Raw genomic sequence first — 24592 nt, forward strand, 5'->3', positions numbered from 1 at the left:
CGGGGTTGTCGGTGAGGGCGAGGCGTAGCTTCCGGTAGGCGGGTGCTCTTGTCACTGCTCTGGGTGTCTCGCAGGGTGTTGCGGATGTCGTCGGAGCTGCCGACAAGGTGTCGGATGTCGTCCTCGGTGAGGCGACGGGGAATGGGTACTCGGGCTGCCGTTGCTGTGTCGCGTTGGGCGAGGGTGGCGATGCGCGGGTAGACGGCCGGAGATGTTCGTCCGGCAGGTGTCGATGACCGAGGGACAGTTGTCGCAGAAGATCACCCGGAGCGCGAAAGACCCGGTGAAGTTGCGGCGGGTGATCGTGGTACTGATGTTCACCCAGGGACAACCGGCACCGGAATCGCGCCCCTGACGCTCTGGAGCCAAATGGAGCGGGGGTACCGAGGCGACGAGGATCCCGACCCTGGACCCCCTGGGGTAGCCCGGACGAGACTGGGGATCGGCCTGGATACCATCCATTCATGGTAATGCCGGAGCGACAACAGCAGTCGATCTCACCGGCGCTGCGCCATGTACAGGACATCAGTGCCGTGGCTTTCGCCGAAAGCGACGTTATCGCGGCGCGTGACGGCACCACGCCGGTTCGGCTCAGTGGCGGTGCCTACGTAACCCGGGCGGTCGAGGGAAGGCTCCTCGAACGGCTGACCACACCCTCGATCACGGCGCTGGTGGGCGAGGCCGGTTACGGCAAAACCGCGCTGCTGAGCCAAATACACCGGCGGCTCACCGAGATCGGCCGGCTTCCCCTGCTGATCCCGGCAACCGCGCTTCTCGCCGAGGACGACACCGGCGCGGGTCTGACGACAGAAATCCTCGACGACGCCATACGCGACGCGGTACGCGCGCAGCTACCGGTCGTGCTGCTTGTCGACACCCTGGATCTGCTTCTGCAGCATCAGGGCACCCGGGGTCGGGTGAACGCGCTGCTCGGACTGGCTGCTCGACACAGCATACCGGCACTGGTGACAAGCCGACCCGTCGAGGCTCGCCAGCTGGAGGTCGACTACGGCGACAAGGAAGATGATCGTGGTCCGGAGAATTCGATATCGGGCGTCCGACTCGGACCCTTCGACCGGACCGAACAGCCCGCCGCGATTGAGGCCTACGCCCGAGCATTCTACGACGAAGAACGCGTTCCGGAGGTGGTTGCCTCGGTCAGCGACGCGTCCCTACGTGGCCTGCCCCTGCGCGAGGTGTGCCGGATTCCGCTGGCGCTGCGACTCATGTTCGAGTTGTACGCACCGGACGAGGTGCCACCTAACGACATCGACACAATCACCCTGTACGAACGGTACTGGTGGCGTCGGATCGAGGAGGATCACCGGGGTGCATCCGTACACGGCGACCAGCACGATCTGAGTCTGGAGGCAGAGGCCGTCGCTCTGGCCCTGCTGACTGCGGGGGTGGTTGAGTCGGAGACGACTCGACTGGTCGAGCGCGCACGCCAGCTCACCCAGGTTTCGGGCACCGCAACCGACGCCGCTGTTCAAGCACTGCACGCCCGCGGTGTGCTTCTCATGCCGGCGAACAGCCAGCGGGTGCGCTTCTTCCACCAGACGTTTTTCGAGCACGCCGCCGCGCGCGGCGTCGCCAGTAGAGGAACGGCGCTGCTCACGGCGCTGGCCGCCCAGGTCGTCGCCGACCCGCTCGACCTGTTCTACGGCGAGGTCGCCGCGCAGGTACTGCTCCTGGCCGGCCGTGATGCTCGGATTTCGACGGTGCTCGTCGAGCACCTCCTGCGCGACTGGCTCCGCACCGACGACACCAATCTGCTCACTCTGACGCTGCGCACGTACGCACGGATGCCGGCACCGGGTCGCTCCCTCCGTGCGGGGGCAGAGGTTGCCCTGCGTCGCGCCCCGATGGACGGGGTCCGTGACTACCTGCGACTCTTGCCGTCGGTCCACCACGTCGGATTCGAGCGGGTCGAGGCCGAACTGGCGCTGCTCTGGCACCGCGCGTGTCCGCAGGGCGACGCTCGGATCGACCAGGCGCTCGCCTTCGACGTGGTCGGGGCGCTGGCCCGGTTCTCTGCCCAGCAGCCCGAGGCGGTGCAGAGATTCCTGACGGATCACGGCTGCCTGGACTGGCTCACCGACCAGCCGCCGGACGAATGGCGCCGTCGGGACAACGTGCACCTCCAGTTGTTGGAGCCGCTGTCGCAGTACGCACCCCGTTGGTGCGCGAACCAGCTCATGCGCTGCCTCACCGCCTTCGCCTCGACTCGGAACGTAGAGGGCATGGCGGAGATACTCGAGCTGATGGGACGGCTCGCCGTTACCACTCCCCTTCCGACAGAGGTCGCGACGGAACTGGCCGAGATGGTGTGGACGGTGCAGAACGAGACCAACGCCGAACGACTGGAGTGCGCGTATTCGGTCCTGCGCGCCGGTCAGCTCACCGAGCGCAGCGGGGTGGGCCTGTTGGCGCACACCTGCTCCGCGCTCGGCCCGCGCCGAGGGGCTCCCTCGCGCTGGAGCAAGGCTGGTCGCCGAGCCGAGCTCCGCGCCTGTGCCGAGGCGGCCGGAGCGCTGGACTCTCGTGAGGCCGGTGCCTTTCTCGCCGCCCTGTTGGCCGAACGAGACCCGACGCGCCAGGAGGGCGTCTGTACGGTGCTGGGCCAGGCTTTGGCTGACGAACACCGACCGCCTTCGTCGCTGGCCGAGCACGCGCGCCGACGATGTCGGCAAGAGCTGAGCCGATTGCCTGCTGGCCGCCGTGCCGACCGCAGCCGAGCAGCGCCGACGCTCTTCGTCAACGCCTTGCACGGGGCGAATGTCCAAGGCCAGCAACTGCTGGTCGCGCTTCCCGATGAGGTGCCGGAGGAGAACTGGTACCGGCGTGACGCCCTCCTGCCGCTGCTGGTACACGCCGCCCTCGCCGGGCGACCGGACGCCATTCGAGCACTGCGGCGGGTCACCACCGTTGGAGCCGACGGGCTGCAACGCCAGGTGCTGCGAACATCCGTGCTGGCCCGCCTGCAGTACGCCGCCCGGGCTGGATCCCACGCCGCCTTCGGGTACCTGATCTCGGAGGCGGGACGCAGCGGTGACGTCGCCGACGTGTGCGCGGTGCTGCGGCGAACCACGACAGTGACCACCCAACTGCTCGCCGACCATCACGGCGAGCTTCGCCGGCTACGTGCCCGGCTCGTCGTGGCCGGCAACCATGACCAGCGGCGGCAGGGTTTCGTGCTGTGGCGGCTGTTGCTCGAACGCGGCGTCTACCGTGCCCCCGGACCTGCCCTGCTGGTCGACGTCCTGGAGCGGCGACCGAGCGCGTACCTGGTCATCTCGACCCTGGAGTTGCTCCTGGCGTCGATACGATCGGCGGACTGGGCTGGTGTGGACCCGGCGCCTTTCCTCGGCCCACTCCAGACGGTGATCGAGCGGGGTGCGACCCTTCGCAGCAGGGCGACGACGAGCCCCAGCGGGCCACGTGACCTCGGCACCGAGCAGGTGCGTACCCAGGAGATTCTTGCTCGGCGGGCCCTGCTGGCCGCGAATGCGCGGCTGGCCGCGCTGCCTCCCAGCGGGCCGCGCAGGCACTCCTTCGCCCGTCGGGTATTCGCGCTCGTCTGGGATGCCGGGTACCAACTGGATGACAAGTCCGACCGGATGGCGTTCACTGCCTGCTTCGCCGAACTCGGGCATCTGCTGAAGCGGGTCGGCCGCCCCACTTCCAGTCAGCTGGTGCTTGACACCGCCCAGCGGCTCAACAAACTGGCTCCCACCCCGACCCGATGGCGTGAGGAACTCGCCAGCTCGTGGTACAGCGCTATCGCAGACGCCATCGCGGGGATGCCCGCCGGCGAGCGGGAGCACTTCGTGACGCAACTGGTCGAGCACGACGTGGACTTGGCCGCCATCGCGGTACGCGCGTGCATCGACCGCGTCCGCCCGACCCCCCTCTGGCTGCGGGACCTGGAACCCGTCATGCCACAGAAGGTCCGCGAACATTACCAATCTGCCCTCCATCGCCAGGCTCGCGAAGGCAGCCAACGCCCGATCCCCGACCTGTTCGAGTTGGCCCTACGCCCGCCCGACCCGGCGGGCAACGAGATACCGGAGACGTCGATGCCCAACACCCGGACGGTCTTCGTCATCCAGGACCGCGACGTAGAGGCCCGCAAGGCCCTCTACGGATTTCTACGGGCTCTCGACCTGCGGCCGGTCGAATGGGAAGAGAACGTGCACAAGACGGGCAGTGCCGCGCCGTTCCTTGGCGACGTGCTCGCCCGTGCTTTCGAGGACATTCAGGCAGCGATCGTCCTGCTCACGCCGGACGACGTGGCGAGCCTGCACCCCAACCTGCACGGTGCGAACGAACCCGACTACGAAATCAGACCGACCGGGCAGCCGCGCGCGAACGTCATCTTCGAGGCGGGCATGGCGCTGGCCCTGCACCCGCAACGGACGATCATCATCGAGATCGGGCAGCTACGCCCGTTCTCCGACCTCGGGGGCCGCAACGTCATACGGTTCGACGGCTCGGTCGAGAAGTTGAAGAAGATCGCCCAGCGGCTGAAGAACGCCGGCTGCACGATCAACGACACCGGCACGGACTGGCTGGACACCACGAGGTTCACCGGGCTCGACGCGTACACCCGCCGCCCCTGACGGCGCTCCTGGCAGGTGGGGGTGCTACCGGCACCCGGCAGGCTGCTCAGAGGGAATCGAGGAACTCCTGTAGCTCCAGCCGGTCCAACTCGGCGAACTCCCCGGGAGGAACGATGATCGAGAGTTCACGGCTGATCACACGCTGCCGCGACGCAGCGACGAACGACAACAGGATCAGCTTGATCAGGGTCGGCCGTTGCACCGCGTCAACCCGGGCCAGCCCGGCCCCCACCACCGGCATGGCGATCCCGCCACGCTGCCCCCGGCGATGCGCCTCGGCCCACAGCCGGCCGAGGCTGTGCCACAACTCGTCGGGGCCGGACTGCGCCACCAGATCGGGCGACATGGCGCTGTATCCCACGCAGAAGAAGAGCCGCTGCGGGGTGCCGAGGGTGGCAACCGTGCCCACCGGATAGCGTGTCCTCTTGCCGAGCGGCTTCTCCTGACGTGTCAGGACGCCCACCGGAGAAACCCCTGCCAGGGCTGTGTCCAGATCCATGTCGAGCCGAGCGCGGTCGTCGTCGTAGATCCGGGTCAGGAACTGGCCCTGTACGCTGCCACGGTTGATGATGCGGTCGTCTCCGGTGTCAGTGTCGAACGTGTCGGTGAAACCCACCACGAGGTGCGACTGGGTCTGGTCGAACAGATCCCCTGCAATGATCCTGATGGAGCAGTCCGGGTGGGTCAGCCGCCGCCGCACCGGGCTGGGTGGCCACGCCCGCGCGACGCCGTACGCCACCGCGGCGACGACCACGACGAAGGCGACCATGAGCTCCCGCCGGGGATAGATGGAACGGTTCCAGATCGCCTGATAGGTCTGAAGCAGCAGTGCTGCGGAGGCGAACCCGGCGAACGCGTGGGCCGCGACTCGCCGCATTCCCCGCATCGTCAGTAGCCATCGCACGGCCCGATCCTTCCGAACCCGGTCAAGGATTGCCAGGGCGGTCCACTATGGCCTGGTGACCGAAGAGATCGACGGAGTTCTGCAGAAGGCATCGGCCTTCGTGGACAGTCATGATCTGCCGGCCGCCCGCCGTCTGCTCGAGCCGTTGGCAGCTCGGTCGGATCTGCCCCCGACGATCCGTGCCCGGGTGCTGCTCGACTGGGGTTGGGTGCTCAGCGCCGAGCAGCGCTACCGGGAGGCGGCCGTCGCGTACGCCGAGGTGATCAGGCTTGTCGACGTGCCCGAACTGGCTGACCTGCACAGCGAGGCACTGCTGGAAAGTGGGATCCTCGCCCGCTACCAGGGTCGGCTGGACGACGCCGACGGCCTGCTTGCCAGGGCCGGTGCGCTGGCCGCCTCGCGAGAGGACCACCTGAGAGCCGGGCAGGCCCTCGCGCAGCGGGCATCGGTGGCACACCTGCGACACCGGTTCGCCGAGGCACGCGAGCATCTGCACGCACTGGAAGAGCTGCTGCCCCGCTGCCCACTCCATCCACGGACCGAGCAGTTGCGCGCGGACCGGGCCCACATGGCAGCGGTTTCCGCACGGCTTGCCTACGACTTCGACCGGGCGCGGATTCTGCTGGCCGAGGCGAGCGACCGTTATACCGCACTGGGCCGACGGATCGGGTCGGCCAACATCGAACGCGAACTCGGTGCCGTCCTCGGTCAGCTCGGTGACACGGTGGGGGCGCGACAGGCGTTCGGCCGGGCTTTCACGCTCTACCTGCGGGCGGGTCGACGCCTCGGTGCCGCCCACGTGGCCCGCAGACTCGGCCAGATGCAGCTCCTCACCGCACGGGAGGATCCCACTGCCGAAACCTACGTCCGTCGCCGGTTCCACCAGGCGCTGCGCCTCGGTGCCGGCGAGCCCGGCAATCGACTCCTCAGTGAGCTGGGCCTGGCGCGCCTCGACCGACTCGTGGGAGATCTCGACGGGGCAGCGGCCCGGCTCGCGGCCCTGCCGTTCGGCGACGCCCCGGACGCACGGCATCTCTCCGAGGCCGCCCTCGAATGGGGGATGGTCGAGCGGGCGCGAGGCGACCGACCCGCTGCGATCGAGATGTTTCGCCAGGCACTGCTCCTACTGGAGATGGGGGGTGATCCCAGCGCGGCGTCCCTGGCGCACTACCAGTTGGCCCACGACCTGATCCTCGACGACCAGGTCACCGAGGCGAAGGAGCACGCGGTCAGGGCGTTCCATCTCAATGAGGAGGCTGGGCGGCGACTGCGTGATCCAGCCGACCGCGAGACGTTCTACCGCGAAAGCAGGCAGGCCTACATACTGGCTATGCACTGCGCCGCCCGCGACGAGGACGGGCCCACCGCGTTCACCGTCGCTACCGCGGCCCGCGCGGAGGCCGTGGCAGCGTTCATCCGAGCCGGAGCCAGGTTCTCCCCGGCGCTGCACGAGCTCGTCGCGGCGATCACCCTGGCCCGACGAGCACCCGACGAGGCCGCCCGCCTGCCCGAGCTGTACCGCCGACTCGACCGGCTCACCAACACCGAACTGCGACGCAGCGTCGTACCGGAGCCGGTCGACCTCGCCGCGACGCGGGCCGCAATGCCGGAAGGTGGGCACGCGCTGCTGGTCGACGTGCTGGAGGACGAGACCACCATCTGCAACCGGATCTGGCTGGCCCCCGACGGCACGACCAGGGTCGACGAGGTGCTGCTGCCGCCAGACGTACGCCGCTGGCTGGACCGCTACCACGCTGCGGAGGAGGGATTCGCAGCCGAGTTCCAGGACGACGCCCTGGCCGCACTGGGTGCGGCGATCATTCCCCCGGGTCTGGCCGCGGCGCTGGAGAGGGGTGAGGAACCGGCTTTGGTGATCTCCACCGGCGGGCTGCTGGGGCCGGTGCCGGTGGCCGCGATCCGGGTCGGCACGCGATACCTGGCGGAGCTGGCGCGCATCGCGGTCGTACCCGCGATCACCCTCTGGACGGCCCTGCGGTCGCGTCCGGTCCGCCGGGGGACGGGCCTGCTGGCGTACCTGGACGAGTCGGTGCCCGCCGTTCGCCGGGAACAGCCCGCCCTGAAGCTCGCGTTTCCGACGGTCACGGTGCTCACCCGCGACCAGGTGCGGTCCTCCCTGTCCGACGCGGCAGATCACGCGGCGGTCCTGCTCAGCGTGCACGGCACGGCCACCGGCGGGCTTGGCCAGGCCCTGGAGCTCGGCGACGGTGACGCCCTGACCGCTGCCGACCTGCTCGGGTGCCGCCTACCGGAGGCGGTGCTGATGCCCGCCTGCTGGGCGGGGCGGCTCGACCAGCGCGCGGCAGCCGAGCCGCTCGGCCTTCCGACTGCGGCACTGCTCGCCGGGGCCCGCTGGGTCCTCGCCGGCACGGTCGACATCCTTACGTCTCGGACCGCCACCCTGCTCGGCGCCTTCTACGCAAAGCTGGCGCAGGCCCGTTCCCCGGTCGATGCGCTGCGCCAGGTGCAGATCGACTACGTGCGTAGCGTCGGCCCCCGGCAGATCCCCCCGCACGCCTGGGCCGGCCTCTCCATTGTGGGTGACGGGTTCGACCGCTGGAGACCGCGCCGCACCCCGCCAGGGGCTGAGCGCCTTGCCGGTGTCCCGAGCCCCGAGCAGCGGTCGTGACTACGATCGGTTCATGGCCGATCACTCCCTCCCGGTCGACGTGCTCGACGACCTCCGCAACGTGCTCGACGACATGGCTGACTGGCAGTTCGATCCCGCAGGCTGGGCCGATATCGACACGCTGCTCGAACGGGTGGCGGCCTCCCTCGCGGCCGGGGCGACCGACGAGTTCCGGGATGCCGTGGCAGACCTGGAGTGGGCCGGCCCCACCAAGGTCAAGAGCGCCGACAGCGGCGCCACCGGCAGACAACCGCCGAAGATCCGCGAGAAGGTGACCCGGCTCAGGGACACACTCGAGAGCCCCAAGCAGCCCGGTCAGGGAAAGCCGAACGGTGAGTCCGGCGGCCGCTGACAGAGAACTGGTGGTTCACCTCTTCGCCCGGGGGGACGGGCCGCACGCTGAGGCTGCCTACGGCGAACTGAGGAAGATCTGGACGCGGTGCCAAGAGGTACTCGGCATGACCGCTCCGCTCAGGCGGTCGGGGCTACCCACCACCCTCCCGGTGACGCTCGGCGACCTACCCAGGGATCTCGGTGGAGGCGAGATGGTCGTGGCCGCATGCCAGCACCCGCACATGCTGTATCAGGCGATGCTGCGCCGGTTTCCCGCAACCGTCAACCTGTCGGCCGTACTTTCTCCTGGCGCCTTGTTCGACGGCGCGCCCGGATGGGGTGAACTCGACCGGTCGTGGCGTTCGATCACGGGGCCATGGTCGGGGCTACTGCTCGGGGCGGCATATCTGTTCCTGGGAAAGGCCGAGGTTTCCGGCTCGGCCGAGCCGAGCCTGGCTGAGGAGGTCGCCGAGGACCTACCGATCACCGGCCCTCACGGTTGGTGGCATGACGGGGTGTTGACCGCAGACGGCCTGGCCTTGTGGGAGCCCCGCCTACACGGGTCCGACGACCGCGCGGAGCGCTGGTTCCTGATTCTCGCCCGACCCGAGCACGACGACCAACTCAGCGACTGGACGTGGTCGAACGGGCTGCCGGTCCTGCCGCCGTTCGGCCACCATCTCCGACATGCTGCCATTGTCCGCCATCAGCTCAGGGTATGGCAGGAAGCCGGGGGACTGCGCCGAGTCCAGCAGCGATTGGACGCCGCCGGCCCGGATGACCTGACGAAGATCCGCACCGACCTCGCCTACTGGCGGGCAGCCCTGCGCGAGATGCGGCACAACATGAAGAACGCGGAAGTCGCCATACGCGAGATCCTGGGCCCCGACGCCTCCGGCGCTGCCGGTCCGCTCGCCGACGACCTGGCGCTGACCGGGTGGCTCCGTCGCAGCCTCAGAAACGAACTGACCACATTGGCTATAGCTGACGACCGAGCCCGTGCGCTGACCGAACTCCCACCCTCTCGGCGCTCCGAACCCACAGGAGAACTTATGCCTATACCCAACCCGCGCGACGTTTTCGTGATCCACGGCCGGGATGAACAGGCCCGCCAGGCCCTCTGGACCTTCCTGCAGGCCATCGACCTGCATCCGCTCGACTGGGAGGAGATCGTGCGGCAGACCGGAGAACCCTCCCCCTACATGGGGGAGGTCCTGCAGCGGGCCTTCCAGACCAACCAGGCCGCCGTCGTCCTGATGACCCCTGACGACGGCGCCATTCTGCACGAGAGCCTGCGCAACAAGGGCGATCTCGTGCACGAGAGCGAACTGACCGGGCAGGCTCGTCCCAACGTCTTCCTGGAGGCCGGCATGGCCTTGGCCCTGCAACGCAACCGGACGGTGATCATCGAGATCGGCAAACTACGCCCGATCTCCGACCTGGCGGGCATAAACACCATCCACTTCGATGGCACGCCGGCCAGCCTGCAGAAGATCGCCCAACGGCTCAGCGCCGCCGGCTGCGCCGTGAACATGATGGGGACGGACTGGCTGGACACCAGTCGCTTCAAGGATCTGTCCGCGTATGATCGGACGTTCTGGACGACCAGGTCAGCTCCGTAGGGTGCTCGTTCCAGTTCGTCAGCGAGCCGGACCACCGCGAGATCCGGCGGTCGCGACGGCCTCAGCCCGGCGGTCAGCACCCGCTGCGCCGATCCGTCAGTGTCATGGCGGCGTCAGAACCGGCTGTGGCCGCACATGCGGCTACGCTCCGCGCGCTCTCCTATGGCGTTAATCATCAACATGCATTTGGAAATCAGCTTTCGTGGGTGTTCGGGACTTCGGGCGGTGTGCAGAGCCGGAAGTGTGGCGAGGTCGGATGCGGATCCGATCAGGCGCGTCACCGGACTTTGGGTGGTTGGCTGGATGGCTGATCTACTGGCGGGCCAGGCGCTCCAGCAGTTCGTCGAGTAGTCCGCGTTCTCCGGGGGTGAGGTCGCCCGGGTCGTCGTCGACCAGCGCACGTAGCGTCAATGCGGCGCTTGCCCGGGTCGCGGGCGCGCCGGCGGACGGTGTGTGCAGGACTCCGGCCAGCGCGGCCTCGCGGACGCGTCCGGACAGCCCGAAGTCCGGCTCCGTCTGGGTGATCAGGGTGAGCGTGATGCCGACGTTGGCGGCGAACACCTGTTCGGCGGCGTCCGCCGCCGGCACCCTGAGCATGCCCTGGGTGGCTGCGGCGGTGAACCGCTCCCGCAACGCGGCGTGCGCGGGAGCGGTGACGGCGCAGGCTTTTCCCGGCTCGGCGCGGCCGTAGAGCAACCCGTAGAACGACGGGTGCTCCAGCCCGAACTGCACGTGCCGGTCCCAGCCCTTGCGTAGGTCGTCCAGCGGGTCGCCCGAGTTCTCGACCGCCGTGTACTGGGTGAAGCCGTGGTTGGCCACGGCGTCGATCAGGCCCTGCTTGCTGCCGAAGTGGTGGTAGAGCGTGGGGGCCTGCACCCCGGCGCGTTCGCACACCGCCCGCGTGGACACCGTGGCGCCGCTCTCCAGCATCTCCGCCGTGGCGAGCAGGAGACGATCCCGTGCGTTGGTCACGCTTGCTATGGTAGCCCATGTAGCGCTACATTGCGCTCTATAGCGAAAGGAGAAGCCCTTGAGAACCTGGTTCATCACCGGTGGGACCCCCGGAGGGTTCGGCCTGGTCTACGCCGAGGCAGCGCTGGCCCAGGGGGACCAGGTGGCGGTGACCACACGTCGACCCTCTGAACTGCGGGAATGGGCTGAGCCGTACGGCGACCGGGTCCTGGTCCTCCAGCTCGACGTCACCGATTCCGGCCAGGTGCGCAGAGCGGTCAGGGCGGCAGAGGACCGGTTCGGCGGAATCGACGTGCTCGTCAACAGCGCGGGCCGTGGCTGGTACGGCTCGATCGAGGGGGCTCCCGACGAGACGATCCGCCGCACGTTCGACCTCAACCTGTTCGCCGTCGTCGAGGTGATCCGCGCGGTCCTCCCGGGTATGCGGGCACGCGGCGACGGCTGGATCGTCAACATGTCCTCGGTGGCCGGCCTCGTCGGCGCACAGGGGTTCGGCTACTACACGGCAGCGAAGTTCGCGATCGAAGGACTCACCGCGACGCTGCGCCAGGAGGTCGAGCCGTTCGGTGTGCGCGTGCTCGCCGTAGCGCCGGGGGCCTTCCGTACCAGCGCCTTCTCCTACTTCCAGAACGAGCCCGTCACCGAGACCGTCGACGCCTACGTGCCGATGGTCGAGGCCGTCAAAGCGGCGTTCGTGGACGCCGACGGCAAGCAGGCCGGAGACCCTGTTCGTGGTGTGCAAGCCGTGATCAGCGCGATGAACGCACCCGTTCCACCGCACCGGATCGTGCTCGGCAACTCCGGCTACGACGCCGTGGTCGCGATGCACGAGAACGCACTCGCGGAGCTGCGCGCGAACGAGAAGCTGTCCCGCAGCGCGGACTTCTGAGCCTGCCGTCCCCGAGAAACCGGAGAGTGGACATGAACGACATCACGCTGCCCGACGTCGTCAAGAACTTCATCGCCGCCACCAACGCGCACGACGCGAACGCACTGGCCGCGGTCTTCGGCGACGGGGCCACCGTACGCGACGACGGAAGAACCTGGGCCGGCCGGACCGAGATCCGCGAGTGGATCCAGGGGCACCTGATCACCCCCAGGATCGTGCTCACGCCGACCTCGTTCACGGACGACCGGCTGGTGGCCTCCGGGGACGGCGACTTCCCCGGCGGACCGCTGTCCTTCTCGTTCGTCTTCACCATCGAGGACGACGAGGTCACCGACCTCACGATCGCCCCTGTCTGATCCGTCGCCGGCCGTGCCAGCCCAGGGGAGGCCGGCCTCCCGATCATCGGGAGCCGGCCACGCTGAGGTGCCGAGGTGCGACCGCGGCACGGTGACGGGCCCACCCGGCAGCCCGGCGCGACCGGACGAGGAAAGCCGCACCCGAGCCGTCTACCGCAGCCGGGTCACCGCGGGGCGCGCGAGGAGGGATCGTCCATCAGCTCTTGGACCACCGTCCACATGTGGCCGGCACCGGAGAACAGCGCGGGGTCGAGCACCTCGTCGCCGAAGTCGACACCGAACTCCTTCTCCAGGTCCGCCAGGAGCGCTGTCGCCCGCAACGAGTCCAGGCCCAGGTCGACGAGCGGCTCCGCCGGGATGTCCTCGTCCACGGAGAGCGCCGCCAGGTAACGGCGCAGGACCGCCTCGAACGACGCCGGCCAGGTGGTGGGTGACGACATCTAGGTCTCCGTTCCGGGCGGGGCCGCGTCGGCATGGTCGAGGAACCGTCGGGTCAGCGCCGGATAGTCGACCTTGCCGTTGCTGTTCGTGTCGATCGCCTCCACCGCAAGCCACCGCGTCGGCAGCATGTACGGGGGCAACGTCCGGGCCAGTGCGGACCGTACCGACGCGTGGTCCGGCGGACGGTCGCCGGCGGCCACGTAGGCGAGGCCGATCTCGCGCCCGGCGGCCTCGGGGGAGTCCACCGCTACGATCGCCACGTCGGCGAATTCCGGCAGCTGCCGCGCCACCCGGGCGATCTCGTCCAGTTCGATGCGGTACCCGCGGGACTTGATCTGCCGGTCACCGCGACCGTGGAAGTGGGCGAGCCCCTGCTCGTCGATGCTGGCCCGGTCCCCGGTGCGGTACCAGCGGGTGGTGTCGTCTCCCTCGACGGCGCCGAACGCCGCCGCCGTCTCCGCCGGGCTCCGCCAGTACCCCGGGCTGAGCCCGACCCCGGCGATGTGCAGGTCACCGACCACGCCGGTCGGCACCGGCCGCCGGTGTTCGTCGAACACCCCCAGGCGCTCACCGGGCAGCGCGGTGCCGATCGGCACCCCGGCACCCGACGCCGGCATCGACCCGACGTCGTGGTAGCTGCTCGCGACGGTGGTCTCGGTGGGCCCGTAGAGGTTGGTGAACCGGACGTGCGGCAGGTTCGCCATCCAGTGGCGCAGGCCGTCGACCGGAAAGACGTCCCCGCACCAGACCACCCGGCGCAGGTCCGGCATCTCCCGCACCACACCACGGTTGGCCATCGCCATGAGGACCGACGGCACGGACGACCACTGGGTCAGCCGCTGGTCACGGATGAACCGCGCCAGCAGGTCAGGTACGAGGTTGTAGTGCACCGGCACCAGGTGCAGCGACGCGCCGGCCGCCACCGCCGAATAGATGTCGAGCACGGAGAAGTCGAACGACAACGCCGAGTGGCAGGAGAACCGGTCCGTGCTGGTCAGTCGGAAGTGGTCCCGCGCCCAGGAGGCGAGACTCAGTACGCTCCCGTGGGTGATCGGCACTCCCTTCGGCGTCCCTGTCGAACCCGAGGTGAAGAGCAGGTACGCGAGGTCGGCGCGGTCCGGTTCGGTGGCCGGTGGCGTGGCCGGTGCGGCGGAGACCTCGGCCGCCAGGACGTCCTGTGGTCGCCGCGCGTCCGGCGGTGGGTCGGTGAGCCAGACCGTCACGGCCGACGGACCGTCCCAGCACTGCCGGAGCAGACGGCGGGTGGTGGCATCCCCGATCAGGAACCGGGGCTCGGCCGCGACGATCCGGGGCCGCAGCCGGGCCGGCGGGCTGGCGGTGTCCAGCGGAACGTAGACGCCACGGCATTTCAGGACCGCGAAGATGGCGCAGATCGCCGCGGCGGACCGGGGGAGCAGGAGGACGACCCGGTCGCCCGGCCGGAGCCCACGGGCCGCCAGGACGTGGGCGAGGCGGCTGCTCTCCCGCTCCAGGTCGCCGTAGGTCAGCACACCGCCCTCGTCGACCACCGCCACGCTCGACGCGTCACGGTCGGCCTGTTCCCGGACGAGATCGACGAGGCTGCCAGGTGCCACGGCCCGTATCCCCATGTCGGGCTTCCCCTCCGAAACCTCGTAGTCGGTGCCCCCCGACGAAAATTCCTGCCTTTCTACCACACGATCATTGCCGCGAGCGGACACAGTTTCACGGTGCAGGGGCACCGAACCCGGCGCTTACGCTCCTGTTCGGACGGTGCCCCATGCCGGCCGTTGCCGCCGGCACCACGGGGCCCGGGAACCCTGCTTGACACCCGGCACCCGCTCGCCGATTCTCTAGGTGATCACTGGTCGATGCCGTTCCTCCGGTCGATCCCACTACCGGCTGCCACCGGTGCGGCCCCGTGACGCAGGGCCGCCACGGGAAAGGAGTCCCACGGTGACGGCCATTCTCGACGAACAGCTCATCGACGACCGGGAAACCACTCCCGAGAGCCTGTACCTGCGCTGGGAGCGGCAGAACTGGTCCACCCAGGACCTGGCGATGGCCGCCGACCGACCGGCGTGGCAGGCGCTGCGGCCCTTCCTCTACCAGGAACTCAAGGCCGCCCTCGTCGAACTCGCCGTCGGCGAGGTCGCCGTCGCCCGGCTGCTGACCCCCCTGGTGTACGCGGCCCCCACCCAGGCCGCCCAGTTCTACCTCTCCAGCCAGCTCGTGGACGAGAGCCGACACAGCATCTTCTTCCTCGGCTACCTCCGGGCGGTGGAGGGGGCCACCGAACCACCCCACGCGTACGCGCTGCGGTGCCGCGCGGAGGCCTCCGCCGCCACCGTGGAACTGTTCGACGCGTACCTGCTGGAACAGACCGAACGGGTGCGGCGCGACCCGGACGACCGCGACGCCTGGTACGCCGCGGTGACCACCTACCACGTGGTGGCCGAGGGGGCGCTCGCGCTGGTCGTGCTCCGCTCGGTCGCCGAGGCGGTCCGCCGCTGCGGCCAGCTGCCCGTGCTGGCCGAGGGACTGCGCAACGTGATCCGCGACGAGTCCCGGCACGTCGGTTTCGGCGTGTGGGCGATGCGCCACGCCGTGGACAACGGCCGCCGGCAGCTCGTCGGCGACCAGGTCCTCGACGCCATCCCGTACGTGGTGCACGTGCTGGTCGGACCGGAGCGACGCAACCCGTCGGCGCTGCCGATGGTGGTCCGGGCCCGCGGCCGGCAACTGCGCGACCAGTGGGACACCGCCCGGGACGCGCTGCTGCGCCGCGTGCGCGCCGCCGGTCTCGACGACGTCGACGCACAGGTCACCGAGGTGTGGCGGGCCGCCGAGGAGCGGGCCGTCGCCGACTACGAGAACCGGCACGGCGTGCCACATCCGATCCGGAGCCTGAACTGAGGATACCGGAGCCCGAGCTGAGGAAACCGGAGCCCGAACTCAGGAAACCGGAGCCTGAACTGAGGAAGAAGGAGAAAGTCCGATGGCAGAGCCCGTCGAGGTGACGGTCCGCCAACTGGTGGCCAGCATGGCACCCCACCCGGCCGGGGACGTCACCGACGGCCAGCGACTCGTCGAGGACCTGCACTTCGACTCGCTCACGCTCATCGAACTGGCCGTCGCGTTGGAGCGGCGGTTCGACCTGCCACCGATCTCCGACGACGAGGCGATGGACGTCGTCACGGTCGCCGACGTGGTGGCGCTGGTCAGCCAGGCCGCCGGATGACGACGCCATGAGCCTGACCGGCTGGCTCACCGAGCCGCGCACCGGCCACGGGCTACGGGTGGCCACCGACGACGCCGGTTGGGCCCGGCACGACTTCCCCTCGCTCGCCGCCGCCGCACTGGACGTGGCCGGACTGCTGCGCGGCACGGGACTGCGCCGGGGTGAGGTGGTCTCGCTCCTGCTGGTGTCACCGGAGACGTTCCTGGCCGGCTTCTTCGGAACGCTGGCGGCCGGCGGGGTGGTCAACCCGATGCCGCCGCCCGCCGGGCTCGGCGCGGGTGCGGCGTACCCGGAGCAGTTGACCCACCTGATGCGGGTCGCCGGCACCCGTACCGTGCTCGTCGACCCGCACCTGGCCGGGACCGCCCGCAGCGCCGCAGCCGCCGCCGGTCTGGCGGTGACCGTGCTGACCGTCGCGGGCCCGGACCAGCCGGGCGACGCGGGGCCGGGCCAGCCCGTCGCGCCTGCCGCCGACGATCGGCGGCCGCCGGCTGGGGGCGAGGTGGCGCTGGTCCAGTTCACCTCCGGATCGTCGGGCCACCCCCGGGCGGTCGCCCTCCGCGCCGACAACCTCCTGGCCAACGTCACCGCCATCCGCCGCTGGCTCGACATGGGTGCAGCCGACGTGACCGCCACCTGGCTGCCGACCTACCACGACATGGGGCTGATCGGCTGCACCCTCGCTCCGGTGCTCAACCAGAGCGACATTCTCGCCATGCGGCCGGACCAGTTCATCCGCTCACCCCGACGCTGGCTGTCCTGCTTCGGCGAGCAGGGTGCGACGCTGACCGCCGCACCCACCTTCGGCTACGCCTACGCCGCCCGGCGGATCGGCCCGGACGAGCTGACCGGGATGGACTTCAGCGGCTGGCGGGCCGCGATCGTCGGAGCCGAACGGGTCAGCCGGCGCACCCTGGAGTCGTTCGCGGCGCTGCTCGGCCCGTACGGGTTCCGCACCCGCACCTTCCTCCCCGCGTACGGGCTGGCCGAGAACACCCTCGTGGCGACCGGCCTGCACCTGGCCCCACCACCGGTGGCGCTCCGGTTCGCCGGCGAGCTGCGCCCCGGGGAGCCGGTCGAGGTGACCGCCGTCGAGGAGGTCGGGACGGACCCGTCGGCCGACGACGACTGGTTGGTCGGCTGCGGCGATGCCCGCGACGGTGTCGCGGTGACCGTCGTCGACGACGAGGGCCGACCGCTGCCGCCCGACGTCGTCGGGGAGATCGCACTGACCGGCCGGTCGGTGGCCGCCGGATACCACGGGCCCGCCGCACCCGACGCCGCCTTCGCTGAGGGCCGGCTGCGCACCGGCGACCACGGCTTCCTCCACGACGGCCAACTGTTCGTCCTCGGCCGGGCCGGCGACAGCCTCAAGGTACGCGGACGCAACCTCTACGCGGAGGACCTGGAGGCCCGTCTCGCCGGCGTCGACGGCCTCTCCCCGGAACGGGTCGTGGTCCTGGCCGGGTCCGCCGGCCACACACCCGTACTGCATGCGCTGATCCGGCAGCGGCCGGGTCCGTGGGCCGCGGAGGTGGCGCGGATACTCGGCCGGGAGGGCGGCCCCGGCGTACGGATCCGGGTGCTCAGCGTGCCCGCGCCCGCGGTGGCGCGTACCACCAGCGGCAAACCACGACGGCGGCCCATGTTCCGGGCCGCCACGGACGGCTCCCTCCCCGGCGAGGTGCTCTACGACTCCGCCGAGCCCGCAGCGTGGCCGCGATGAGCGCCGTCACCGCGGCGCAGACCGACAGGTGGCTCGCCGCGCTGCGCCGGATCACCCTCGTCCCGCCGGCCCACCGCGAGGCCACCGTCGACCGGGCGGGCGCGCTGGGGCTGCTACGCTGCCCCGCCGAGACGCTGGAGCTACTGGTCGAGGCCGGGCTGCCGGTCACCGGCGCGGGCGACGAACGGCGATTCTGCCACTACGACCTCATCAATCTGGGTCTCTACTCGGGCACCGGGAACAGCCTGCCGGAGATCGGCTGGGAGTTCGCGTTCCGGTTCTCCCTGAAGCCCGCCGCCACCTGGACGGAACCGAGATCCTGGCGGATGACCGCGACGCTGCGGTGTCCGGACGGCGGATGCGGCACCGACCCCGGCTGGCTGCTGCACCGACCGGTGCCGGAGCTGACCGGTGGTGCGGCCTCCGGCTGGACCAGCGCCGCCGGTCCGGTGACCGTGACCGACGACGAGGTGCGGCTGCCGGCCGTACCCGACCTGGCCGCCGTCGAACTGGACCTGGTCACCGCGGGCCGGGCGGACCGGATCGTCTCCCCCCGGCTGGCCCGGCTCTTCGCCGGCATCCGGCACGGCGGGCCGCGTTTCCAGATGCTGCCGTCGAGTTGGCAGGTCGACCCGGACGACACCCTCGCCAACGGGGTGGTCAACTGCGTCTCCGCCAGCCTGTATCTCGAACGGGAGTGCCGGGCGATGGGGTACGAGGCGTACGCCCGAGGGGGTTGGCTGATCGGCATGATGGACCTCGACCACGCCTGGCTGGAGGTGCGCGACGACGACGGCCGGATCAAGGCGGTGGACCCGGTGATGGCGCTGCTGGCCCGGCTGCTTCCCGGCGACCGGACCGCCTTCGAGGAGTTCTGCATCGGCTCCAGCCTCAACCGGGTGTTGCCCTGCGCGTGCCGGGCGGAGGGTCCGATGGCGGTACACCACTGCGGGGGCCAAACCCGTCCGCTCACGGTGGGCACCACCATCAAACCGCTGCGGCCCGGCCGACCCCGGGCTGATGGACCACTGCCGTGACCGTCGGGTCCAGGGTGTACCGCACGGGCACCGAGGCCCGCTATCCGGCCATCACCCAACGGGGCACCCTGAAACCGACCCAGCTGGTGCACCTCCTCGACGAGGTCTCCGCCGGCTGGTGGCGAGAGACGGCCGGACTCGACCGCTGGTCCTACTTCGAACGGCACCGGGTCCGCGCCGTGGTGCGGTACGTGCAGGCGTACACCCCGCCGGTGCGGGTGCTGCCCGGAGCGCCGCTCGACGCCGAACTGGCCGTCACCCTCGGCGTCGACCGGCGTGGCTGGTACGGCGGGCACGACGAGCTGACCCTGCGCGACGCCGACGGCACCGTGGTGGCGGTGTGGACCAGCCGGTGGACCTGGTTGGACGCCGGCGCCGGGGCACGACCCACACCGCGCACCGAGGCGCCCCCGGGCTTCGGCGGCGACTCGCCGCTGCTGCCGGAGCTGCCGCGACGACCCCGCAGCGGCGGAACCGAGACGGCGGCTTTCACCTTCAGCGACCGGGAGACGGATCTGAACGACCACGTCTTCTTCGCGTGCTACCTGGAGCGCGGCGAGAACGCGCTGGCCGACGCGGGGGTGCCGCCCGGCCGCACCGACACCAGCCGGTGCTGGTACCTGCGACCGGCGCAGGCCGGTCAGTCGATCACACCGGCGGTCACCGAGACCGCCCATGGGCACGTCGTCGAGCTGCGCTTCGGCGCGGGCGGCTTCCCGGCGGCGGTCTGCGAGTACGCCAGCATCGAGCGGTGACCGACCCGAGCCGGGGGAGGCCGGTCGGGATCGGACCGATGTCAGCCGCTCACCGCCGCCGGGATCGCCGCCGCGCTCACTCGCGGAACGCCTCGGTCGCGGCGGTCCGCCGGTTCCACATCGCGACGGCCACCGGATCGCCCCAGCGCACGCAGAAGTCACGACACCGCAGGCACATCCGGACCATGGCCGCCTGCCGCTCGCCCCAGCCCGGACGCTCGCCGTAGCCGGTGAAGAGGTGATCGAGGTGATCGACCGCCAGGGGATGGTGCATCCGTACGATCCACTCGGTCCACGCGAGGTCCTCGACCGCCGGGCCGAGATGGCACAGCTCCCAGTCGATGACCGCCAGCACCTCGTCGACCGCCTCGTTCACCAGGATGTTCTGCGGGCCGAAGTCGCCGTGCACGATCACCTCGCCGGTGCCGGGAAGACCCGGCACCGTCGCGGGGTCGACGTCGGACAGCCGTCGCCGGGCCTGGCCGCACAGCCGCAGGACTGCAGCGGCGTGACCACCGTCCAGGGCGTCCTGCGCATGCCAACCGGCGACCTCCGCGACGGCAAGCTCGCCGTCGGGGGCCGCCCGGACCTCCGGGACGGGAAAGCTGCCGGCCAGCCCGGACAGTGCGGCCCGCTCGACCGTGAAGCGCTGTCCGGCATCGGGCCCCAGGTAGGACTTGCGCACCGTGCCGGCCACCCGGCTGGTCGCGTTGGTGTATCCGTGCGGCAGCCTCAGCTCCTCGTCGCCGGCCGTCTCGGTCATGCCGTTCTCCCTCTCCGTCGTTCGACGCGCCCGGACCGGACGGACCTCGCCGGCACCGGCTCGTACGGTCGCCGCGCCGCCGTCGCGGACCACGACATCACGTCCCGAAGCCACGGTCTCGAACACCGTGTCGCTGCGCAACGGGTCCGGCACCTCGACCCCGACGTGCTCCTCCCGCCGCACGGGAGTCCAGCGACCGAAGCGCGCCTCGTCGTAGGCCTGGCAGCCGGCCACCTCGGCGAGGACGTCGCACACCCCGGCGTCCACGTGGACGCCGGAACACGGGGACCCGCTGCGTGTGCTGTCGGGTCGGGCCGTGGCCGGCCGGCGTCGGTGGTGCGGGTTAGCATCGGCGACGGCATGATCGTGCGAGGTGCCCCGCGCATGCGGGGAGAATCGGGAAGCCGGTGTGATTCCGGCACGGGCCCGCCGCGGTGACCGGGGAGCGACCGTCCAGGCGCGAGGAGCGCAGCCACTGGCCCAAGGGCTGGGAAGGCGGACGGGTAGGCGTTGATCCGGGAGTCCGAAGACCGGCCTCGCGTCGAGCGCCCACCCGTCGGGGGTGGGCCGAGCGCAGCGGGAGCCTGCCTGTGGAACTCTACGACGCCATCCACCGCCGCCGGGACGTCCGGGCCGAGTTCACCGGGGAGCCGGTGCCGGCCGACACCCTGCACCGGATTCTCGACGCCGCGCACGCCGCGCCCAGCGTCGGCAACTCGCAGCCGTGGGATTTCGTCCTGGTCCGGGACCCGGCCGTCCGTCGCCGGTTCCATCGGCACGTGCAGGCCGAGCGGGCGACGTTCGCCGCCACTCTGGACGGTGCGGCGGCCGAGCGGTTCGCGCGTATCAAGATCGACGGGGTGCTGGAGTCGACGCTGTCGGTGGTCGTCACCTACGACCCGCAGCGCGGCGGCCCGGCGGTGCTCGGGCGGCACGCCATCGCCGACGCGGGCCTCTACTCGGTCTGCCTGGCCATCCAGAACCTCTGGCTCGCCGCCACCGCCGAAGGGCTGGGCGTCGGGTGGGTGTCCTTCTACCGGGAGCCGTTCCTGGCCGAGCTGCTGGGTGTGCCGGCCGGCATCCGGCCGGTGGCCTGGCTCTGCGTCGGGCCGGTCACCCACCTGGAGGCCGTGCCCGATCTGGAGCGGCACGGGTGGCGGCGGCGCAGGCCCCTCACCGAGGCGATCCACCACGACCGGTGGCTACGGCGGGGGACCGACCAACCGAACAGCTAATTCGGGTACGTCGATGCGACAGCTAGGCTGGCGTCGCACTGAGTCATCGCTCGGCTACGTTGGGAGGAGTTTCATGCGTACCACCGTCAAGGTGTTGGCGGCGTCCGCGCTCGCCGCCCTGAGCCTCGCCGCCGCCGGCGCCACGCCGGCTCTCGCCGCCGCCCCGGCTCCCTTCTGCGAGTCCGGCGCGTCGCAGTTCTACTGCGACGCCAGCAGCACCGGCACGACGACCTGGAGCATCACCTGGTACTCCGGCAGTGTCGGCACCTTCACGACCGCCGGGCCGACTCTCTTCGCCACCTGCCCGGCCAGCAACCTCGGCCACCCCGTGCGGGCCAGCTACAGCTACGTCGACGGCGGCACCACCCAGTACAGCGGCACCACCCAGTTCATCTGCCGCAGCGGCTCCTGGCAGTAGGGCCGTCCGGCGTCCGGCGTACGCGCGGGTGACGCGCGTACGCCGGACGGGCTCTGGTGTGACCACCACCCGGGCGTCGACGCCGGACTTTCCGGGACCACCGGCACCGACGACCGGACGCCGGTCACGTCGTGGTGATGGCCGCAGCTCGTGAGTAGCTGTACAGGATGTATCCCCGGTAGACGGCGGCGTGGAACAGGTAATGCGCGATGCCCACCATCTCACCGTCGCGCCGTGCGCAGATGCCCCGGATCTGTTCGCCGTCCACCAGGCGCTGCCACGTGCGTTCGTAGCCCTCGTCGTCGACCTCGGTCGCGGGTCGATCCGGCCGGCCCGCCCAGTGCGCGGGGAAACGCCGGGTCAAACCCTCCCACTCTTCGCGGTCACGTCCAGTCAACGAGTCGATGCTCACCACGGCCGTCATCCTCGCATCACCTCCCGCACTGCGGAGGGCGTCGGACGCGGTGTCCGGCGGACCGGACGCCACCTCGGTGCACCAACACTGCCGGGTGGGCAGGTATGGGTTTGTATGGGGATCCCCCGCACGGCCCGACGTCACGCGACGCTCGTCGGCGAGGCCCGCCCCGAGGGCGGGCGCCGAGCTATTCCACCTGCGGTGGGAGGGAACGATGATGAGATTGCTACCGCGAGGACACCGGTCACCATCCGGGCTGGTGGGCATCACGATCGCGGCGGTACTGCTGGGGATGGGGGTACATGCCAGCGGGGAGGGGAGACCCCCGGCTGCCCAGGGGGATCTTCAGGACTGGCATTCGACGATGGTGAAGGTGCCGCGGCCGTCGGCGCAGGGGTGCTTCACCGCAGCCTATCCCGAACTGGTGTGGCAGAAGACCGGGTGCGTGGCCCCGCCGTCGGCTCCGATGGCCCCGAACCTCGAACAGGCTCCCCGGCGGGACGTCGGGGGCGGGATCGGGATCGTGACGGGAAGGCCGACGGGTGCCGGTCCGATCACCCGCGCGTCCGGCAGTTTCGAGAAGGTCAACCAGCAGAACCTGAGCGTGACCAGCGTCCCGACCGACGGGCCGACCATGCCGGGCAGCTACTCGTTCCAGCTCAACACCAACCACCTCCGGGTCCAGGAGTGCAACGGTTCACCGACCGCCGGCCTGTGCCGGGGCTGGAAGCAGTTCGTGTTCGCCAACGACGGCACCAGGGGCGGCAATCCCAACCCGGATCCCAGCCCCAGCCGCCTCTACGTCGAGTACTGGCTGCTGCACTACAACCCGGACCCGGGCCAGCCGTGCCCACCGGGGTGGACCGAGGCACCGGACGACTCAGAGACCCACTGCTCGCGCAAGACCGACGCGATCCAGCTGCCCTACCTGCCGATCCAGAGCATGGCGAAGCCGGCCCTGCGACTGGACGGCTCGGTCGCGAAGACGGCCGATGGGCAGGAGACCGACACCGTCACCTTCAACGACGGGTCGGGGCGGATCTACTCGTCCACGGGAGCGGGCATCCTCCACGCTCTGCCACCGGATCCCCAGGAACCCGCCTCGGAGTGGACGCAGGTCGAGTTCAACGTGTTCGGCTACGGCCACGGCTCAACGGCGAAGTTCAATCCCGAGGCGAGCTTCAACGTCCGCACGACCGTCGAGGACGGCAGCCCGGTCAGGCCCGACTGTCAGAACTTCGGCTTCAGCAGTGAGCGGAACAACCTCAACTTCGGCCCCCCGGGTCCGGTCCCGTCGAGCCCGGCGCCGGCCGTCGTCATCAACGAGTCGGTCCAGGGTCCGGCGGCGGCGTCGGCCTGTCGCATCGCCGCGGTCATCGGCGACACCCACCAGTACACGTTCGGCGGTCTGTTCTACGACTTCCAGGCCACGGGCGACTTCGTCGAGGCCCAGGCCGGTTCGACGTTCGAGGTGCAGACCCGCAAGGCGCCCGGTGGCTCGACCTGGCCCAACACCTCGGTCAACCGGTCGGTCGCGCTGAGGATGGGCAACGCGAGGCTGGCACTGTGCGACGGGACACGGCTGGTGGTGAACGGCACCACCACCAGCCTGCCGACCGGCGGGTCACTGCTGCTGCCCAACGGGGTGGCGATCGACCGCGTCAACAACGTGTACACGTTCAAGGACCCGTCGGGTAACAGCGTCCGCGCCACCGCCAACACGGGGTACCTCGACCTGGGCATCGGCGTCGGACCCGGGACGCCGACGGTGCGCGGCCTCCTGGGCAACCCCGATGACGATCCGCACTACCTCGAGGTCAAGGGCGGCGGCGCCCTGCGCGTGCCGCTCTCCCATGCCGACCTCTACGACAGGTTCGGCAACAGTTGGCGGGTCAGCCCTTCCGCCACCCTGCTGCAACCCTGCACCGCCGTCGCCGTGGGTAACCCGACGGCACCGTTCTACGCCGGCAACCTCAACCAGAACACCAGGCTGTGGGCGCAGGAGCTCTGCCGCACCCGGCAGGTCGCCACGCTGTGGCTGGACACGTGCGCCCTGGACGTCGGCGTGCTCGGCGCGTCCGCCGCCACCGTCTACGTCGGACTGCAACGACCGGACGTCGACGCCAATCCCGTGCAGCCACCGGTCTGCGTACCCGGCACCACCCATCCGACCTGCCCCACCCCGACGTGTTCCCCGGCGGGATGTCGACGGGCCGGCGGGTGACCCCAGCCGCCAC

Annotated in this window: 21 protein-coding genes and 1 riboswitch; of the genes, 15 read left to right on the top strand and 6 right to left on the bottom strand. The window is 70.4% G+C overall.

Features of this window, described 5'->3' with window-relative positions; genetic code table 11:
• The first annotated feature begins 211 nt into the window (after window positions 1-211).
• Entirely contained in the window at window positions 212-355 is a 144-nt protein-coding gene (locus tag ACN265_RS09415) for a hypothetical protein (protein ID WP_420119742.1), read from the top strand.
• Window positions 356-464: 109 nt separating this feature from the next.
• Window positions 465-4622 carry a TIR domain-containing protein gene (locus ACN265_RS09420; protein ID WP_421406853.1) on the top strand — a complete coding sequence of 1386 codons (4158 nt, stop codon included), beginning with the start codon at window positions 465-467 and terminating at the stop codon, window positions 4620-4622.
• Window positions 4623-4668: 46 nt separating this feature from the next.
• Here ACN265_RS09420 and ACN265_RS09425 read toward each other — a convergent pair whose 3' ends face one another.
• Window positions 4669-5526, bottom strand: coding sequence for a macro domain-containing protein (locus tag ACN265_RS09425; protein ID WP_421406855.1), 858 nt, complete (start codon window positions 5524-5526; stop codon window positions 4669-4671).
• A 55-nt stretch (window positions 5527-5581) separates the two neighbouring features.
• Here ACN265_RS09425 and ACN265_RS09430 point away from each other — a divergent pair, with 55 nt between their 5' ends.
• From ACN265_RS09430 to ACN265_RS09440, 3 genes are read left to right on the top strand one after another with little or no spacing between them, the layout of a single operon-like run.
• A complete protein-coding gene (locus ACN265_RS09430) occupies window positions 5582-8173 on the top strand; it encodes a CHAT domain-containing protein (RefSeq protein WP_421406857.1) in 2592 nt (863 codons plus the stop codon).
• Window positions 8174-8186: 13 nt separating this feature from the next.
• Complete coding sequence (locus tag ACN265_RS09435) at window positions 8187-8525, top strand: CATRA system-associated protein (RefSeq protein WP_420119746.1); 339 nt, start codon at window positions 8187-8189, stop codon at window positions 8523-8525.
• Window positions 8526-8535: 10 nt separating this feature from the next.
• Window positions 8536-10128 carry a CATRA conflict system CASPASE/TPR repeat-associated protein gene (locus ACN265_RS09440; protein WP_421406859.1) on the top strand — a complete coding sequence of 531 codons (1593 nt, stop codon included), beginning with the start codon at window positions 8536-8538 and terminating at the stop codon, window positions 10126-10128.
• A 312-nt stretch (window positions 10129-10440) separates the two neighbouring features.
• Here ACN265_RS09440 and ACN265_RS09445 read toward each other — a convergent pair whose 3' ends face one another.
• Window positions 10441-11100 (bottom strand): TetR/AcrR family transcriptional regulator, encoded by a 660-nt coding sequence (locus ACN265_RS09445; protein ID WP_420119748.1) that lies wholly within the window; start codon window positions 11098-11100, stop codon window positions 10441-10443.
• 58 nt (window positions 11101-11158) lie between these two features.
• Here ACN265_RS09445 and ACN265_RS09450 point away from each other — a divergent pair, with 58 nt between their 5' ends.
• Window positions 11159-11989: an SDR family NAD(P)-dependent oxidoreductase gene (locus ACN265_RS09450; RefSeq protein ID WP_421406861.1), complete on the top strand. Its 831-nt coding sequence runs from the start codon at window positions 11159-11161 to the stop codon at window positions 11987-11989.
• Between the two features lie 32 nt (window positions 11990-12021).
• Entirely contained in the window at window positions 12022-12345 is a 324-nt protein-coding gene (locus tag ACN265_RS09455; protein ID WP_421406862.1) for a nuclear transport factor 2 family protein, read from the top strand.
• 164 nt (window positions 12346-12509) lie between these two features.
• Here ACN265_RS09455 and ACN265_RS09460 read toward each other — a convergent pair whose 3' ends face one another.
• The gene (locus ACN265_RS09460) at window positions 12510-12785 is read right to left on the bottom strand and encodes an acyl carrier protein (RefSeq protein WP_421406864.1); all 276 of its coding nucleotides are present in this window, start codon (window positions 12783-12785) and stop codon (window positions 12510-12512) included.
• A complete protein-coding gene (locus ACN265_RS09465; RefSeq protein ID WP_421406865.1) occupies window positions 12786-14381 on the bottom strand; it encodes an amino acid adenylation domain-containing protein in 1596 nt (531 codons plus the stop codon).
• A 340-nt stretch (window positions 14382-14721) separates the two neighbouring features.
• Between ACN265_RS09465 and ACN265_RS09470 the strand changes: the two genes are divergently transcribed.
• From ACN265_RS09470 to ACN265_RS09490, 5 genes are all read left to right on the top strand, one after another.
• On the top strand, window positions 14722-15681 hold the full coding sequence (locus tag ACN265_RS09470) for a hypothetical protein (RefSeq protein ID WP_421406867.1): 960 nt from the start codon (window positions 14722-14724) through the stop codon (window positions 15679-15681).
• Window positions 15682-15763: 82 nt separating this feature from the next.
• Window positions 15764-16006 (top strand): acyl carrier protein, encoded by a 243-nt coding sequence (locus ACN265_RS09475; protein WP_204923467.1) that lies wholly within the window; start codon window positions 15764-15766, stop codon window positions 16004-16006.
• A gap of 7 nt (window positions 16007-16013) precedes the next feature.
• Window positions 16014-17732 carry an AMP-binding protein gene (locus ACN265_RS09480; protein WP_421406869.1) on the top strand — a complete coding sequence of 573 codons (1719 nt, stop codon included), beginning with the start codon at window positions 16014-16016 and terminating at the stop codon, window positions 17730-17732.
• Complete coding sequence (locus ACN265_RS09485) at window positions 17729-18769, top strand: hypothetical protein (RefSeq protein WP_421406870.1); 1041 nt, start codon at window positions 17729-17731, stop codon at window positions 18767-18769. The genes ACN265_RS09480 and ACN265_RS09485 overlap by 4 nt, the downstream gene beginning before the upstream one ends.
• Window positions 18766-19524: a hypothetical protein gene (locus ACN265_RS09490; protein WP_421406871.1), complete on the top strand. Its 759-nt coding sequence runs from the start codon at window positions 18766-18768 to the stop codon at window positions 19522-19524. The genes ACN265_RS09485 and ACN265_RS09490 overlap by 4 nt, the downstream gene beginning before the upstream one ends.
• 76 nt (window positions 19525-19600) lie before the next feature.
• Here ACN265_RS09490 and ACN265_RS09495 read toward each other — a convergent pair whose 3' ends face one another.
• Complete coding sequence (locus tag ACN265_RS09495) at window positions 19601-20554, bottom strand: phosphotransferase (protein WP_421406873.1); 954 nt, start codon at window positions 20552-20554, stop codon at window positions 19601-19603.
• A gap of 88 nt (window positions 20555-20642) precedes the next feature.
• A riboswitch (cobalamin riboswitch) is annotated at window positions 20643-20840 on the top strand.
• 37 nt (window positions 20841-20877) lie between these two features.
• Between ACN265_RS09495 and bluB the strand changes: the two genes are divergently transcribed.
• Together bluB and ACN265_RS09505 are read left to right on the top strand one after the other, a co-directional pair.
• Window positions 20878-21522 carry a 5,6-dimethylbenzimidazole synthase gene (gene bluB, locus ACN265_RS09500; protein WP_420119778.1) on the top strand — a complete coding sequence of 215 codons (645 nt, stop codon included), beginning with the start codon at window positions 20878-20880 and terminating at the stop codon, window positions 21520-21522.
• 73 nt (window positions 21523-21595) lie between these two features.
• Window positions 21596-21940, top strand: coding sequence for a hypothetical protein (locus ACN265_RS09505; protein WP_421406875.1), 345 nt, complete (start codon window positions 21596-21598; stop codon window positions 21938-21940).
• A gap of 124 nt (window positions 21941-22064) precedes the next feature.
• Here the strand turns inward: ACN265_RS09505 and ACN265_RS09510 are convergent, their stop codons facing one another.
• Window positions 22065-22364 carry a GNAT family N-acetyltransferase gene (locus ACN265_RS09510; RefSeq protein ID WP_421406877.1) on the bottom strand — a complete coding sequence of 100 codons (300 nt, stop codon included), beginning with the start codon at window positions 22362-22364 and terminating at the stop codon, window positions 22065-22067.
• Window positions 22365-22719: 355 nt separating this feature from the next.
• Between ACN265_RS09510 and ACN265_RS09515 the strand changes: the two genes are divergently transcribed.
• Window positions 22720-24579 carry a hypothetical protein gene (locus tag ACN265_RS09515; RefSeq protein ID WP_421406879.1) on the top strand — a complete coding sequence of 620 codons (1860 nt, stop codon included), beginning with the start codon at window positions 22720-22722 and terminating at the stop codon, window positions 24577-24579.
• Window positions 24580-24592: the final 13 nt, after the last annotated feature.

This window comes from Micromonospora sp. WMMD730, assembly GCF_049178955.1.
GTDB lineage: Bacteria > Actinomycetota > Actinomycetes > Mycobacteriales > Micromonosporaceae > Micromonospora > Micromonospora wenchangensis.